General features: G+C 61.2%; 15 protein-coding genes. 10 read left to right on the top strand and 5 right to left on the bottom strand.

Annotated elements, in window-relative coordinates; genetic code table 11:
- Together ADK28_RS05465 and purK are read left to right on the top strand one after the other, a co-directional pair.
- On the top strand, positions 1 to 360 hold a 360-nt coding region (locus tag ADK28_RS05465; RefSeq protein ID WP_048795098.1), incomplete at its 5' end, for a 5-(carboxyamino)imidazole ribonucleotide mutase.
- On the top strand, positions 357 to 1,424 hold the full coding sequence (gene purK / locus ADK28_RS05460) for a 5-(carboxyamino)imidazole ribonucleotide synthase (protein ID WP_048795097.1): 1,068 nt from the start codon (positions 357 to 359) through the stop codon (positions 1,422 to 1,424). The genes ADK28_RS05465 and purK, both read left to right, overlap by 4 nt.
- Positions 1,425 to 1,501: 77 nt before the next feature.
- Here purK and ADK28_RS05455 read toward each other — a convergent pair whose 3' ends face one another.
- The 3 genes from ADK28_RS05455 to ybbA form a co-directional block, all read right to left on the bottom strand.
- A complete protein-coding gene (locus ADK28_RS05455) occupies positions 1,502 to 1,801 on the bottom strand; it encodes a hypothetical protein (protein ID WP_048795096.1) in 300 nt (99 codons plus the stop codon).
- Positions 1,802 to 1,930: 129 nt separating this feature from the next.
- Positions 1,931 to 4,363, bottom strand: a complete 2,433-nt coding sequence (gene ybbP / locus ADK28_RS05450; protein ID WP_048795095.1) for a putative ABC transporter permease subunit YbbP — start codon at positions 4,361 to 4,363, stop codon at positions 1,931 to 1,933.
- Entirely contained in the window at positions 4,360 to 5,046 is a 687-nt protein-coding gene (gene ybbA, locus ADK28_RS05445) for a putative ABC transporter ATP-binding protein YbbA (RefSeq protein ID WP_004940192.1), read from the bottom strand. Before ybbA ends, ybbP begins: the two co-directional genes overlap by 4 nt.
- Between ybbA and tesA the strand changes: the two genes are divergently transcribed.
- The 3 genes from tesA to ADK28_RS05430 all read left to right on the top strand — a co-directional run bounded on the left by tesA (position 5,017) and on the right by ADK28_RS05430 (position 7,390).
- Positions 5,017 to 5,655: a multifunctional acyl-CoA thioesterase I/protease I/lysophospholipase L1 gene (gene tesA / locus ADK28_RS05440; RefSeq protein ID WP_161802696.1), complete on the top strand. Its 639-nt coding sequence runs from the start codon at positions 5,017 to 5,019 to the stop codon at positions 5,653 to 5,655. The genes ybbA and tesA overlap by 30 nt on opposite strands.
- A 26-nt stretch (positions 5,656 to 5,681) precedes the next feature.
- The gene (locus tag ADK28_RS05435; RefSeq protein WP_016928808.1) at positions 5,682 to 6,458 is read left to right on the top strand and encodes an SDR family oxidoreductase; all 777 of its coding nucleotides are present in this window, start codon (positions 5,682 to 5,684) and stop codon (positions 6,456 to 6,458) included.
- Positions 6,459 to 6,535: 77 nt separating this feature from the next.
- On the top strand, positions 6,536 to 7,390 hold the full coding sequence (locus ADK28_RS05430; protein WP_025160052.1) for a co-chaperone YbbN: 855 nt from the start codon (positions 6,536 to 6,538) through the stop codon (positions 7,388 to 7,390).
- A 114-nt stretch (positions 7,391 to 7,504) separates the two neighbouring features.
- On the opposite strand, the gene cfa is transcribed toward ADK28_RS05430, so the two are convergent.
- Positions 7,505 to 8,656, bottom strand: a complete 1,152-nt coding sequence (gene cfa, locus ADK28_RS05425; RefSeq protein WP_048795093.1) for a cyclopropane fatty acyl phospholipid synthase — start codon at positions 8,654 to 8,656, stop codon at positions 7,505 to 7,507.
- A gap of 325 nt (positions 8,657 to 8,981) precedes the next feature.
- Between cfa and ADK28_RS05420 the strand changes: the two genes are divergently transcribed.
- The gene (locus ADK28_RS05420; protein ID WP_048795092.1) at positions 8,982 to 9,887 is read left to right on the top strand and encodes an SPFH domain-containing protein; all 906 of its coding nucleotides are present in this window, start codon (positions 8,982 to 8,984) and stop codon (positions 9,885 to 9,887) included.
- A gap of 2 nt (positions 9,888 to 9,889) precedes the next feature.
- The gene (locus ADK28_RS05415) at positions 9,890 to 10,351 is read left to right on the top strand and encodes an NfeD family protein (protein WP_016928811.1); all 462 of its coding nucleotides are present in this window, start codon (positions 9,890 to 9,892) and stop codon (positions 10,349 to 10,351) included.
- On the opposite strand, the gene cueR is transcribed toward ADK28_RS05415, so the two are convergent.
- The gene (gene cueR, locus ADK28_RS05410) at positions 10,348 to 10,749 is read right to left on the bottom strand and encodes a Cu(I)-responsive transcriptional regulator (RefSeq protein WP_015376888.1); all 402 of its coding nucleotides are present in this window, start codon (positions 10,747 to 10,749) and stop codon (positions 10,348 to 10,350) included. The two genes, ADK28_RS05415 and cueR, sit on opposite strands and share 4 nt — an antisense overlap.
- Positions 10,750 to 11,140: 391 nt before the next feature.
- Between cueR and ADK28_RS05405 the strand changes: the two genes are divergently transcribed.
- The 3 genes from ADK28_RS05405 to ADK28_RS05395 form a co-directional block, all read left to right on the top strand.
- A complete protein-coding gene (locus tag ADK28_RS05405; RefSeq protein WP_227944626.1) occupies positions 11,141 to 12,313 on the top strand; it encodes an acyl-CoA dehydrogenase family protein in 1,173 nt (390 codons plus the stop codon).
- Positions 12,310 to 14,325: a DUF6041 domain-containing protein gene (locus tag ADK28_RS05400; protein WP_239686209.1), complete on the top strand. Its 2,016-nt coding sequence runs from the start codon at positions 12,310 to 12,312 to the stop codon at positions 14,323 to 14,325. Before ADK28_RS05405 ends, ADK28_RS05400 begins: the two co-directional genes overlap by 4 nt.
- Positions 14,322 to 15,156 (top strand): PEP/pyruvate-binding domain-containing protein (locus ADK28_RS05395; RefSeq protein ID WP_048795090.1); only part of this gene is annotated, 835 nt, incomplete at its 3' end. The genes ADK28_RS05400 and ADK28_RS05395, both read left to right, overlap by 4 nt.

Raw genomic sequence — 15,156 nt, 5'->3', positions numbered from 1 at the left:
CTGTTCAGCTTCGCCGAGCAGGCTGCCGCCAACGGCTTTGACGTGATCATCGCCGGCGCCGGCGGTGCGGCGCATCTGCCGGGCATGCTGGCGGCGAAAACCCTGGTGCCGGTGTTGGGCGTGCCGGTGCAAAGCGCCGCGCTGAGCGGCGTGGACAGCCTGTACTCCATCGTGCAGATGCCGCGCGGCATTCCGGTGGGCACGCTGGCGATCGGCAAAGCCGGCGCCGCCAACGCCGGGCTGCTGGCGATGCAGATCCTGGCGCTGCACGACGCCGCGCTGGCGCAGCGTTTGGCGGACTGGCGTCAGGCGCAGACCGAAGACGTCTTGAACCACCCCGATCCGCGGGAGGACGCATGAAGCCGGTTTGCGTACTGGGCAACGGCCAACTGGGGCGCATGCTGCGCCAGGCCGGCGAACCGCTGGGCATCGCCGTCTACCCTGTCGGCATCGATGCCGAACCTGAAGCGGTGCCGTATCAGAACAGCGTCATTACCGCCGAGATAGAACGCTGGCCGGAAACCGCGCTGACGCGCGAGCTGGCGACCCACAGCGCCTTCGTCAACCGCGACATCTTCCCGCGTCTGGCGGATCGCCTGACGCAAAAACAGCTGCTCGACCAGCTCGGCCTGGCGACTGCGCCGTGGCAGTTGCTGGCGAGCGCCGCCGAATGGCCGCAGGTATTCGCTGTGCTGGGCGAGCTGGCGATCGTCAAACGCCGGGTCGGCGGCTATGACGGCCGCGGCCAGTGGCGCTTGCGGCCGGGCCAGGAAGCCGAACTGCCGGCCGACGCCTATGGCGAGTGCATCGTCGAGCAAGGCATCAATTTCTCCGGCGAAGTGTCGCTGGTGGGCGCGCGCGGCCACGACGGCCGTTCGGTATTCTACCCGCTGACCCATAACCTGCATGAAGACGGCATCCTGCGCGCCAGCGTGGCGTTGCCGCAGCCCAATCCAGCGCTGCAGCGACAGGCCGAGCAGATGCTGGCGGCGATCCTGAACGAGCTGAACTATGTCGGCGTGATGGCGATGGAGTGCTTTATCGTCGGCGATCGGCTGCTGATCAACGAACTGGCGCCGCGCGTGCACAACAGCGGCCACTGGACGCAAAACGGCGCCTCCATCAGCCAGTTCGAGCTGCACCTGCGCGCCATCCTCGGCCTGCCGCTGCCGCAGCCGGTGGTGAGCACGCCGTCGGTGATGGTCAACCTGATCGGCACCGCTGTCAACGAACAGTGGCTGTCGCTGCCGCTGGTGCATCTGCACTGGTATGAGAAAGAGGTGCGCCCGGGCCGCAAGGTCGGCCACCTCAATCTGAACGACCCGAGCGCCGCCGATCTGCGCCAGGCGCTGCAGGCGCTGGCACCGCTGCTGCCGGGCGAATACCAAAGCGGGCTGGCCTGGGCGCAGCAGAAGCTGGCCTAAGGTGCCGCCGCCGAAAGTAAAAGGGGTTAGCCTAAGGCTAACCCCTTTTTTATGACGACAATTTTAAACCGCTGCGCTTAATCAGAAAAAATATTCTTATTTTTCCTTAGCATACTTCTTATCATCAGATTCACACCCAAAAAACCGCTGATGCCATATCCAAGCGCTGTGACGATATGATTGCGCAAGAAAGGGTAATTAAGGGCCAGATCGTTAGCGATAAGAATCGAAAACCACGGCAACAATGCAACCAGCAATATGCCCGTTCCGTTAAAAAATCCCGCTGAAGCAAGGCCACGCTGCCAACGTCCGAGACGTTCGCGCAAAGGCAAATTTTTTAATTCCGGGATACTTTTAAGTGACCAGTAGATTTTCATTCCCTTCGTTCCTGGTGGTAACCCGCAGATAACACATTATAAAACACGAGAATAATACAGTTTAAAGACGACGCCTCTATTTTCTGCCAAGCCGGGTGCTTATCACATCCGGCGTTATAAATAGCCGCATCAACCCTCATAACTGCGGAACAGCGCCTTGCCGCGCAGCAGCCGCACGCCCAGCCAGCCGCCGCACAGAGACAGCAGCAGCGCGCTGGCCAGCGGCAGCGCCCACCACAGCACCGGCGTCGGCGTCCACGGGAAGTCAAACACCCGGCTCTGCAGCAGCCACAGCGCCGCCTCGGCGCCCACCGCCGCCGCGATGCCCGCCACCAGCCCCAGCAAAGCAAACTCGCACCACAGCGTGCGGCGCAGCAGCCGTTTGCCGGCGCCCAGCGTGCGATAGACCACCAGCTCCTGCCGCCGCTGACGCATGCCGACCTGCACCTGCGCCAGCAGCAGCAAGCCGCCGCACAGCACCACCAGCACCACCATCACCTCCAGCGCGCGGCTGACCTGTTGCAGCACGCCGCCGACCTGTTTCAGGATCGCGCCGATGTCCAGCAGGCTGAGCGTCGGGAACTGGCGATTGAGCTGAGTCAGCATCTGGCCGTCGCCATCGTAGCGAAAGCTGGTGAGCCAGGTCTGCGGCTGGTCGTCCAGCGCGCCCGGCGGGAAGATAAAGTAAAAGTTCGGCTTCAGACTTTCCCAATCCACCTGGCGCAGGCTGGTGACTTTGGCGCTGAACGCCTGGGTATCGCCGCTGAAGGTCAGCGTATCACCCAGCGTGATCTTCAGCCGCCCGGCGATGCCTTCATCCATCGAAACCTCACCGGTTTTCGGCGGCCAATTGCCCGCCACCAGCGGATTGTGATCCGGCAGATCGGCCAGCCAGGTCAGGTTCAGCTCGCGGTTCACCGCCTCGCCGCCCGGATCGTCTTCATGCACCCGCTCGGTCGCCACCTGCTGGTTTATCTCGGTCAGGCGCACCCGGACGATCGGATAATAGGTTTCCGGCTTGATCTGGTGCTGCTGCAGGAAGGCTTTCACCTGCGGCACCTGTGCCTCGGTCATGTTGAGCAGGAAATAGTTCGGGCTGTCAGGCGGCAGCTGTTGCTGCCAGCGTTCGAGCAGATCGCCGCGCAACACCAACAGCAGCGCCAGCAGCATGAACGACAGCGAAAACGCCGCCAGCTGGCTGATGGTCACCCAGGGCTGGTGCAGCAGGCGGTTAACCGCCAGCCGCAGCGCCAGGCTCTTGAGCGTGATGCGGCGCAGCAACAGCAGGCTGCCCCAACCGATGCCGCCCAGCAGCAGCGCCAGCACCGCCATGCCAGCCAGGATCGCCCACAGCAGCGTGCTGGCCCCCATCAGCGCCACCAACAGCGCCACCACGATCGCCGCCGTCACCGGCAGGAAGTAGCGCAGCGGCCAGACGTTGGCCGTCACGTCGCGGCGCAGCACCCGCAGCGGCTGGGTGGCCAGCAGCTGGCGATACGGCCGCAGCCCGACCAGCAGCGAGATCAGCACCAGCGCGCCGAGCGCCCACAGCCACGGCCAGGCGCCGGCGGCAGGCAACGCAGCCGGTAATACCGGCTTCAGCAGGCGGATCAGCAACGCTTCAAACGCCAGCCCGATCGCCCCGCCGCACGCCGCCGCCAGCGCCATCACCGCCAGCCACTGGCCGACGATCAATTTACGCAGCGCGCCACGCCCGGCGCCGAGGGTTTTCAGCACCGCGATCAGATCGTAACGGCTGCGGCAATAGTGGCTCATCGCCACCGCCACGGCGGCGATCGACAACAGCAGCGTCAGCAGAGCCGACAGCAGCAGGAACTGTTGGGATCGCTGCAGCGACTTGCCGAGCGCGCTGCCGGACTCCTGCAGCCCGAACCAGCGCTGATCCGGCGTCAACTGCGGCGCCAGCCGTTCCTCGTAACGCTGAATATCCGGCTCGGCGCCGGCGAACATGTAGCGGTAGGTCAGGCGGCTGCCCGGCTGCACCGCTCCGGTCTTCTCGACGTCCGCCAGGTTGATCATGATGCGCGGCGCGGTCTGGAATGGATTGAAGCCGGCGTCCGGCTCCTGAATGATTTCACCGGCGATACGCAGCGTAGTGTCGCCCACCTCCAGCGAATCCCCCACTTTCACGTTCAGCAGCGCCAGCAAACGCGGCGCCACCAGCACGCTGCCCGGTTCGGGCTTGATGTTGGCCGGGCGCGTTTCCAGCTTGCCGTACAGCGGATAGGTCAGATCGGTGGCTTTCACGTCCGCCAGCTGCGGCCGCTCACCGGCATAGGTCATGGTGGTGAACGACAGCTGGCGGCTCACCTTCAGCCCCTGCTGCTGCGCGTCCAATAGCCAGCCTTCCGGCACCGGATGCGCGCTGCGCAGCACCCGATCGCCGGCGATAAAATCGCGGCTCTGCTGGCTGAGCCCTTTGTCCATGCGATCGCTGATGCTGCCCAGCGCCAGCACGCAGGCGACAGAGAGCGTCAGCGCCAGCCACACGATCAGCAGCGACGGCGAGCGCCATTCGCGCCAGAACCAGCGCCAGATCATGCTTCCTCCCACAGCTTGCCTTCACGCAGCCGCAACCGCCGCTGGCAGCGCGCCGCCAGGGTTTCGTCATGGGTCACCAGGATCAGGGTGGTGTCAAAATCGCGGTTGAGAGAGAACAGCAGGTCGGCGATGCGATCGCCGGTCTGACGATCGAGGTTGCCGGTCGGTTCATCGGCGAACAGCACCCGCGGCCGGCCGCTGAAGGCGCGCGCCAGCGCCACGCGCTGCTGCTCACCGCCGGACAGCTGCGCCGGCAGGTGATCGAGACGTTTGCCCAGCCCCAGCTGTTCCAGTAACTGCACCGCCTGCTCGCGACTCTGCCTGTCGCTCTCGCCGCGCAGCAGCGCCGGCAGTTGCACGTTCTCCAGCGCGTTCAGCGTCGGCACCAACATGAACGACTGAAACACGAAGCCGACGTTCCTGGCGCGCAGCGCGGCGCGGCCTTCTTCGTCCAACGCGGTCAGCGACTCGCCGAGCAAACGCACCTCGCCCTCGCTGCCGTCGTCCAGCCCGGCCAAAATGCCCAGCAAGGTCGATTTCCCCGATCCGGATTCGCCGATCAGGGCGATCGTCTGCGCGGGTTTGACAAGCAGCTCGACTCCGGTAAGGATGGTGAGCTGATGCTCACCCTGACCAACGTGTTTACTAAGATGATGAACTTCAAGAACGTTTTCCGCTGGCATCTTCCCTTCCTTTTGCTGTTGGGATTATTCAGTTTACGCGCTGCCGCCGCCGATACCTTATTGATTTTGGGCGACAGTTTAAGCGCCGGCTATCGCCTGCCGATCGAGCGGGCCTGGCCGACGCTGTTGGCCGAACAGTGGCAGAAAAAACCGGGCGCGCCGCAGTTGGTCAACGCCAGCATCAGCGGCGACACCGCCGCGCAGGGGCTGGCGCGTCTGCCCGCGCTGCTGAAACAGCATCAGCCGCACTGGGTGCTGATCGAGCTGGGCGCCAACGACGGCCTGCGCGGCTTCCCGGCGCAGGACGTACAGCGCGATCTCGGCCAAATCATCACGCGGGTGCAGCAGGCCGGCGCGCAGCCGCTGCTGATGCAGATCCGCATCCCGCCGAACTACGGCCGCCGCTACACCGAGGCGTTCAGCGCCGTCTACCCGGCGCTGGCCAAGCAGTTCAACATTCCGCTGCTGCCGTTCTATATGGAACAGGTGATGGTGAAGCCGGAATGGATGCAGGATGACGGATTGCACCCCAATGGGGACGCTCAGCCGTTTATCGCCACCTGGATGGCGGAGCGCCTGGAACCGCTAGTAAAGCATGAGTCTCACTAAATTAGGGTCGTACACTAGGTAAAGTTATGCAAAAAGCGGTATTGATAACCGGCTGTTCCAGCGGGATTGGATTGATTGCGGCGCAGGATCTGCGCAACCGCGGCTACCGGGTGCTGGCCGCCTGCCGTAAGCCGCAGGACGTGGAAAACATGCGCCAGCTGGGGCTGGAAGGCATTGAACTGGATCTGGACGACAGCGCCAGCGTCGAGCGCGCCGCCGCCGAGGTGATCGCGCTGACCGACGGCCGCCTGTACGGCCTGTTCAATAACGGGGGATTCGGCGTTTACGGCCCGCTTAGCCGCATTTCGCGCAGCCAGCTGGAGCGGCAGTTCGCCACCAACCTGTTCGGCACCCACCAACTGACCCAGCTGCTGTTGCCGGCGATGTTGCCGCACGGCGAAGGGCGCATCATTCAGACCAGCTCGGTGATGGGGCTGGTCTCCAGCGCCGGGCGCGGCGCCTACGCCGCCAGCAAGTTCGCGCTGGAAGCCTGGTCGGACGCGCTGCGCATGGAGCTGCACGGCAGCGGCATTCAGGTCAGCCTGATCGAACCGGGGCCGATCGCCACCCACTTTAGCCAGAACGTCAACCAGGCGCAGAGCGACAAGCCGGTGCACAATCCCGGCATCGCCAAGCGCCTGACGCTGCCGCCGGAGGCCATCCTGCCCAAACTGCGCCACGCGCTGGAAAGCCCGCGCGCCAAACTGCGCTATCCGGTCACCCTGCTGGCGCACGCGATGAGCGTGCTGCGCCGCATTTTGCCGGGCCGCTGTCTGGATTGGCTGCTGCGCAGCAACGCTTAATTCGCCCGACGGGGTTGAAGAATGGCGGCGCGCCCCCATTTACACCCCATGGCTCCGCACGATCAGAGAGAAAAAAGATGCTAGCTCAAGCTGTTGTTGATATTAACGAAACTAACCTGCACCAGACGCTGGAACAGTCGATGTCCATTCCGGTGCTGTTCTACTTCTGGTCCGAGCGCAGCCAACACTGCCTGCAGCTCACGCCGGTGCTGGACAAGCTGGCGGCGGAATACGCCGGTCAGTTCATTCTGGCCAAGGTGGACTGCGACGCCGAACAGATGATCGCCTCCCAATTCGGGCTGCGCTCCATTCCGACGGTCTACCTGTTTAAAGACGGCCAACCGGTCGACGGCTTCCAGGGCCCGCAGCCGGAAGAAGCGATCCGCGACTTGCTGCAGCGTTTCCTGCCAAAGGAAGAAGATCTGAAACTGGCGCAGGCGCAAGAATTGCTGGCCGCCGGCAACGCCGCCGAAGCGCTGCCGCTGCTGAAAGACGCTTGGCAGAGCAGCCAGCAGCGCAGCGACATCGGCCTGACGCTGGCCGAAACGCAGATCGCCCTCAGCCGCAGCGAAGATGCCGAGGCGGTGCTGGCGACCATCCCGTTGCAGGATCGCGATACGCGCTATCAAGGCCTGGTGGCGCAGATTGAACTGTTGAAGCAGGCGGCGGACACGCCGGAAATCCAACAGCTGCAACAGCAGGTGCAGCAGCAGCCGGACAACGTCGAGCTGGCGGTGCAGCTGGCGCTGCAGCTGCATCAGGTCGGGCGTAACGAAGAAGCGTTGGAACTGCTGATGGGGCATCTGAAGAAGGATCTGGCCGCCGCCAACGGCAACGCGCGCAAGACGCTGATGGACATTCTGGCCGCGCTCGGCACCGGCGACGCGCTGGCCGCTAAATATCGCCGCCAGCTGTACTCACTGCTGTACTGATACTCGTCATGCTTGAAGCTGCATCCAGGCGGCAAAGGTGAGAAGCCCTGGGAGCTTAGATAACTAAGCGACCAGGGCTAGAACGTGCAGTCAGCTTGAAATATGGCGAGGATATCAGCGATAGACCCGCACCCCGCCCTCCACGCCCGCCGGGCTGAACAACACCTGCCACAGCTGAATGTTGCGCGAACGGAACGCGCCGGCGCAGGCGTTCAGGTAATAAGTGAACATGCGCTCGAAGCGCTCGGAATAACCGCCCGCCAATTCCGGCCACGCCCGTTTGAAATTCTCCAGCCAGGCCATCAGCGTACGATCGTAATCGGCGCCGAAGTTGTGCCAATCCTCCATCACGAAACGCCCTTCGCTGGCCTCGGCGATATGCCGCACCGAAGGCAGGCAGCCGTTGGGGAAGATGTATTTGTCTATCCAGGCGTCGACGTTAAGGTCGGTTTGATTGGAACCGATGGTGTGCAGCAAAAACAGGCCGTCCGGCTTCAGGTTGCGCGCCGCGACGCTGAAATAGGTCTCGTAGTTTTTCGGCCCGACGTGCTCGAACATGCCGACCGACACGATGCGATCGAACTGACGATCCAGATCGCGGTAATCCTGCAGCAAGATCTCGACGTCCAGCCCGGCGCAGCGTGCCTGCGCCAGCTTCTGCTGCTCGGCCGAAATGGTCACGCCGTGCACCGCGACGCCGTAGTTTTGCGCCGCAAACTGCGCCAGCCCGCCCCAGCCGCAGCCGATATCCAGCAGCGTCATGCCCGGTTTCAGCTGCAGCTTCTCGCAGATCATCCGCAGCTTGGCCTGCTGCGCCTGCTCCAGCGTCTGCGCCTCTTTCCAGTAGCCGCAGGAGTATTGCATGTAAGGATCGAGCATCGCCCGGAACAGGTCGTTGCCGATGTCGTAATGCTCTTTGCCCACCTGCCAGGCGCGCTTGCGCGATTGGCGGTTGAACAGCCGGGCATAGGCGATGCGCGCGATGTCGCTCAGGCTTTTCGGCAGGCGCTCATCGACGCCGGCCTGCAGAATGCGGGTAAACAGCATGTCCAGCCGTTCGCATTCCCACCAGCCGTCCATATAGCTCTCGCCGAAGCCGAGCGAGCCTTCCTGCAAAATACGTTTGAACAGGGCCGGGTTGTGCACCCGAATATCCCAGGCGCGCGGGCCGTTGATGGCGACGCCGGCTTCGGCCAGCATCTCCTCTACAATGCGATACCAGCGGTCTTTCTTCTGGGCGAGTTCATCAACACTGAGCGAATCCATAACAATCCTTGGCCGAAATGTCATTTCAAAAAACATAGTCGCAAATAAAAATGACAAATTTTTGACGGTAAACACGGGGGTGTTTTTACTCTAGCCAAGGCGAGCAACATCATGAAATGAATAAAAATTATTGAAATCATGCCATTTAGGCATACTTATCCGCCAACTGTGCCAGACTTATTTCAATAACGTTTTTCTCCCTGTTCGGAACAGCGGTTCCGCTTATGGCGGAGTCGCCAATGTCCTGGATTAAGTCGCGGTATCGGTAGGCATTTTTCCGGCGCTGACGTAATATCTGTTTACATATGTCTGACAGGAGGTTTGCATGCTTACTTTTATTCCCATCGTGATCGTCGTCGCGCTGATTGTGGTGTTCGCCGGCGTCAAAATTGTGCCGCAGGGGTTCCAATGGACGGTAGAACGCTTCGGCCGCTATACCAAGACGCTGATGCCGGGCCTGAACCTGGCGGTGCCGTTCATGGACCGCATCGGCCGCAAAATCAACATGATGGAGCAGGTGCTGGATATCCCCTCGCAGGAAGTGATTTCCCGCGATAACGCCAACGTCGCCATCGACGCGGTGTGCTTTATCCAGGTGGTCGACCCGGCGCGCGCCGCCTACGAGGTCAGCAACCTCGAACAGGCGATCGTCAACCTGACCATGACCAACTTCCGCACCGTGCTCGGCTCGATGGAGCTGGACGAAATGCTGTCGCAGCGCGACAGCATCAACAGCCGCCTGTTGCACATCGTCGATGAAGCGACCAACCCTTGGGGGGTGAAGATCACCCGTATCGAGATCCGCGACGTGCGGCCACCGGCGGAGCTGATCGCCTCGATGAACGCCCAGATGAAGGCTGAGCGCACCAAGCGCGCCGACATCCTGGAGGCGGAAGGGGTGCGTCAGGCGGCCATTCTGCGCGCCGAGGGTGAGAAACAATCGCAGATCCTGAAGGCTGAGGGCGAACGCCAGTCGGCATTCCTGCAGGCGGAAGCGCGTGAACGCGCCGCCGAGGCCGAGGCGCGCGCCACCCAGTTGGTGTCCGACGCCATCGCCAGCGGCAACATTCAGGCGGTGAACTACTTCGTGGCGCAGAAATACACCGACGCGCTGCAAAAGATCGGTTCTTCCAACAACAGCAAAGTGGTGATGATGCCGCTGGACGCCAGCAGCCTGCTCGGCTCGATCGGCGGCATTACCGAACTGCTGAAAGAAAGCAAAGGCAAATAATCATGCTCGAACTGATCGCGGCGAATCCGCTGTGGTTTTGGCTCTCCCTCGGGGGCGTGTTGCTGGCGGCGGAAATGCTCGGCGCCGGCGGCTACCTGCTGTGGAGCGGCGTGGCGGCGCTGTTGGTCGGCGTCCTGATCTGGCTACTTCCGCAACTTTCCTGGGCATGGCAAGGCGCGATCTTCGCCGTCCTGACCGTCGTCGTCGCTTACCTGTGGTGGTACTGGCTGCGCCGGCGCCCGGCGGCCGCATCCGGCGGGTCGCCGGTGCTCAACCAGCGCAACCGCCAGCTGATCGGCACCCGCGCCACGCTGACGGAACCGATGCACAACGGCATGGGCCGCATCAATATCGGCGACAGCAGCTGGCGCGCGCAGGCGGCGGAAGATCTGCCTGCCGGCACTGAAGTGGAAGTGGTGGCGGTGGAAGGGGTCACGCTGGTGATCCGCGCCATCAGCCGTTAATTCGAACGACAGCATCCCGCCAGATTATTGATGATGGGGCACTCCGCCCCCTCGTCGCCCGGACATTGTTCCGCCAGCGTCAACAGGCGTTGGCGCATTTCTCCCAGTTCGCTGATGTGCCTTTCGATCTCCGCCACCTTCTGCAGCGTGCGCGCCTTCACGTCGGCGCTGTGGCGGGCCGGATCGTTGAATAACGCCACCAGCTCACGGCACTCGTCCAGGTTGAAGCCCACCTGCCGCGCCTGGCGCAGCAGCGTCAGCTCTTCAACGTGCCTAGCGGAATAATGGCGATAACCGTTATCGCTGCGGATCGGGGCGGTAATCAGCGCTTTCTCCTCGTAAAAACGAATCGTCTTGCTGGTTAACCCGGTCTTTTTCGCGACGTCGCTAATATTCATTTTTTCCTCCGGAATGCTCCTGCTCATCTCCTATCTTAAGCCGCTTTCCGCCACTCACCAAGCCTCAACGCCCTACCGTCGATATCGATGAGAAACCGATAGCCACATCCAAAAGATAGATACTTCACCTGCAAAGTATTCATCAAAAAACAATAGACAATCTAACCTATTAAAATTTGATCAAATTAAGATTTTTATTATATGTAAGTTTTTGTGTATAAATAACACAAAATAAAACACAACAAAAACAACAAAATAAAAACATCAATTAACAAAATTGTAATAATAGACCACATAAATAAACATTTATTTACATTTACCATTACTTTGCCTGTTTGAGTTTTGGCCACCTCCAAACTAGAAATATTAGCTAATTTAATCTCTCAACCCAATGGCGGAGTTCGTCATGGATTTTAACTTATCAAGTGAGCAGCAGGCTCTAAGCGAATCCGCTCAGCGTTTTGCCCGCGAGGTGCTGGATCAGGATGCGCATGCTCGGCTTTCACGGCAGGTATTAAGCCTGGATTTGTGGCGACAAGCCGCCGCCTATGGTTTTACCCGAGCCCCCGTGACGACCGCGTTCGGCGGATTGGGCATGAATGCGCTCGATACTGCACTGATGATTGAGGCGCTGGGTAAAGGCAGCCGCGACATCGGCATGTCCTTCTCGCTCTGCGCCCATCTGTGCGCCTGCGTGATCCCGCTTTCCCGCTTCGGTTCCGAGGCATTAAAAGCGCGCTATCTCGAAGCGTTGGCGGCCGGAAAACTGATCGCGGCGAATGCGGCGACGGAGCCGGACGCCGGTTCCGATATTTATGCCATGAAATCAACCGCTCAACCCTGTGAAGGCGGCTACCGGCTCAACGGAAACAAAATTTTCATCACCAACGCGCCGATTGCCGACATCTTCATCGTCTATGCGAAAACCCATCCCGAACATGGCTTTATGGGCGTGTCCGCATTTGTGCTCGAGAAAGGGATGCCAGGCTTAAACGTAGGCGCCGTCAGCCCGAAAGATTGCCTCTCCAACTGCCCGTGGAGCGAACTGACCTTCAACGACGTCTTCATTCCAGAGGCCCAACGGATCGGTATGCCGGGCGCCGGCGGCGCCATCTTCCACGATTCAATGATCTGGGAAAAGGGCTGCCTGTCGGCTCTGTTTATCGGCGCAATGGAGCGCGTGTTCGACAGCGCGCTGGACTATGCCAAACAACGCCGACAATTCGGCAAAGCGATCGGCCAATTTCAGTCCGTCTCCAACCGCATCATCGATATGAAACTGCGTCTGGAACAGTGTCGGCTAATGCTCTACCGCGCCTGTTGGAAACACGATCGGGGCCAGGATGCCGAGATCGACATCGCCATGAGCAAACTGTTGATTTCCGAATATGCCGTGCAGTCCGCGCTGGACGCGATTCAAATCTTCGGCGGAGCCGGCATGGATCAAGAACTCGGTCTGGTGCGCCACTTGCTGAACGTGATCCCCAGCCGGATCTTCTCCGGCACCAACGAGATACAAAAAGAAATTGTCGCCCGCAAGCTGGGTCTGCGGGGAGGCGCATGATGATCGTTCAACGCGTTTTTGCCGTGCTCTATATGTTGGCCGGCCTGGCGAAAGCCTTCCCTCAGTTGGAAAACGTCGCCGATATTCTGCAGCAGGCGGCCGTGGCGAACCAGGGCACCTGGTACGCCGGGGCGACGGCTTGGTTGGCGGCGCAGGGTACAGTGGTTAACGCGCTGATCGGCGTGGCGCTGTTTGCCTCCGGTGCGGTCTTGATGTTCAACCCGCGTTGGACGCCATTGATCATCTACTGCCAGCTGCTGATGATGGCGGGATTTGTCACGATCCTGCACCGCGCCCAGCCGCAGGTCATGTTGCTCGATGCGATTTTCGCGCTGGCGGCGCTGTACATGCTGCGTCAGCAGCACCACCGCAAACCCAAGCCGCGCACGTTCCCCACGCGCGACTTTTCCACGCCCACGCCGGCGGCAGGCGGCCCGGTAACCCCCGCGCTGGACGGCGAGTATGACGTGGTGATCATCGGCGGCGGCGTCTCCGGTTTGGCCGCGGCCAGCGAACTGACCGATCGCCGGGTTTTGGTGCTGGAAAAAAGCGCCTCCTTCGGCGGCAACGCCCGCTACAGTACGGTGAACCGCCTGAAATTTCCTATCGCCGGCGTCTGCTTCCAGGAACCGCTGCCGAATTCTTTCATGGCGCAACTGCTGAAGAAAATCGGTCTGAGCGGCGTATATAAATCCAATGAAAAGGACACGCTGGTATTTTTCGACACCTTCTTGCTGCTCCGCTGCCTGGGTGAAGTCGTCGTCGGTTTTATCAAACAACCGGTCTACCTGCTTAAACCCGCCGTCTGGCGCCTGACGGGACAACTATTCCTGCATGCCTTGATCGGTAAACCTTATGTTATCGCGGCAAAACAACTGGGCGATCCGATCTTTGCCGATCTGTACGCCTTCCTGGATACCTTCTCGCCGCGCGGCGAGCGGTACCCCAGCCTGCCCTGGACGCCGCAGAGCGCCTGGAGCAAAACGAATATGGCGCTGCTCGACACTATCCCGCTGTACACTTATCTGTTCGAACCGCACAAACTGGATCAGATCCCGGCGGATCTGCGGCCACCGAGAAAATTCGGCAAGCTGGTAGAGAATGCCGTCAGCACCACGCTGCGCGTGGAATGTCTCGATATTCGCGAAGTCTCCGCCTATGTCGGATTGCACTTCCTGGTGGGGTATTTACGCGGCAATCTGGTCACGCTGCCGGGCGGTAACGGCAGCATCAGCGCCGGGCTGCTCGACTATCTTGAGGAGCAAAACAACGTCAGGCTGCAAAGCCGCGTACAGCTTCAAAGCATCACGCCCGGCGGCGACGAAACGGTGATCCGGTTCAGCGTCAATGGCGCGGCCAGCGAAATCAGAGCCAAACAAGTGATCTGGGCCGCCCCCAAAACGCATGTGCCCACCTGGTTGCCCACCCTGCCCAAAGAGCAATTGGCGGCGATCCGCCAGATCCGCCATGAAGATTACTACCTGGCGAACGTGCTGTTGAAAAAACCGATCCTCGAACGCTCGTTCGGCGGCTATCTGATCGAGCCGGAAAACACCCGCACACCTTACTATTGGAGCAAAGCCGGCACCTGCCTGGTCGCCAATTGGATGGACAATCACCTCAGCGCGGAAGCCGGGGTATTAACCCTGCTCAAACCAACCACTCGTCCAGAGCGGCAAGGTCGCACCGCGCAAAACGAGTTCCCGGCGCTGCAGCAACAGACCTATGTCGAAATCGCCAAAGTGCTGGGCAACATGGGCATTGACGCCGACATCATTGAGGACATTCAAATCTGGTTCTGGCCCGCGGGTCTGGTGACCTCGGTCGCCGGGCAACAGGCCCAGGGCGTGTTTCACCAGGCCAGCAGGCCGTTTGAGAATATTCACTTCGCCAATCAGGACAGCGTGGGCATCGGTAATATCGAAAGCGCGGTGTTAGCCGGACTGAACGCCGCCAAAGCGGTGAGAGAACGCCTCGCAATGCCCGTTACGTCTGCGGAGGTGATGTCATGAATCCTACCCTGGTGGTTGAACTTTCCGGCGATAAAACGCTGGAACCCCATCGCCTGGGCGGCAAAGCCCATTCGTTGAATCATTTGATTCAGGCGGGCTTGCCGGTGCCGCCGGCGTTTTGCATCACCGCGCAGGCTTACCGGCAGTTTATCGAATTCGCCGTGCCGGGAGCGCTGCTCGACACGGGCGCACCGGGCAACGTGCGCGATATGATTTTGAGCGCCGCCATCCCCGCCCCGCTCGATCTGGCGATCCGTCACGCCTGCAAACAGTTGGGCGACGGCGCCTCGCTCGCCGTGCGCTCTTCGGCGCTGGAAGAAGACGGCCTGACCCACTCTTTCGCCGGGCAATACGACACTTACCTGCACGTGCGCGGGGATGACGAGGTGGTGCGCAAGGTGCAATCCTGCTGGGCGTCGCTCTGGGCGGAACGCGCCGCCCAGTATAGCCGGACATCGGCGGCGCAGAGCGATATCGCCGTCGTCTTGCAAATCATGGTGGATGCAGACGCCGCCGGCGTCATGTTTACCCAAGATCCGCTGACAGGCGATGCCAACCACATCGTCATCGACAGCTGCTGGGGGCTGGGGGAAGGCGTGGTCTCCGGACAAGTCACCACCGACAGCTTCATTTTGGATAAGGCGAGCGGCGAGATCCGCGAGCGGCAAATTCGTCACAAACCGCACTATTGCCAACGCGATCCGCAGGGACGGGTCACGCTGCTGCAAACGCCCGAAGCCAGGCGAGACGCCCCCAGCTTAACCCCGGAACAGCTGCAACAGCTTGCCAGGCTGGCCCGGCAAACGCGGATGATTTACGGCGCGGAACTGG

Origin of the sequence: Serratia sp. 506_PEND, assembly GCF_001076875.1 — a bacterium.
GTDB classification, from domain to species: domain Bacteria; phylum Pseudomonadota; class Gammaproteobacteria; order Enterobacterales; family Enterobacteriaceae; genus Serratia; species Serratia marcescens.
The sequence above is the reverse complement of the archived record's forward strand: the minus strand, read 5'-3'. Positions and strand labels throughout refer to the sequence as shown.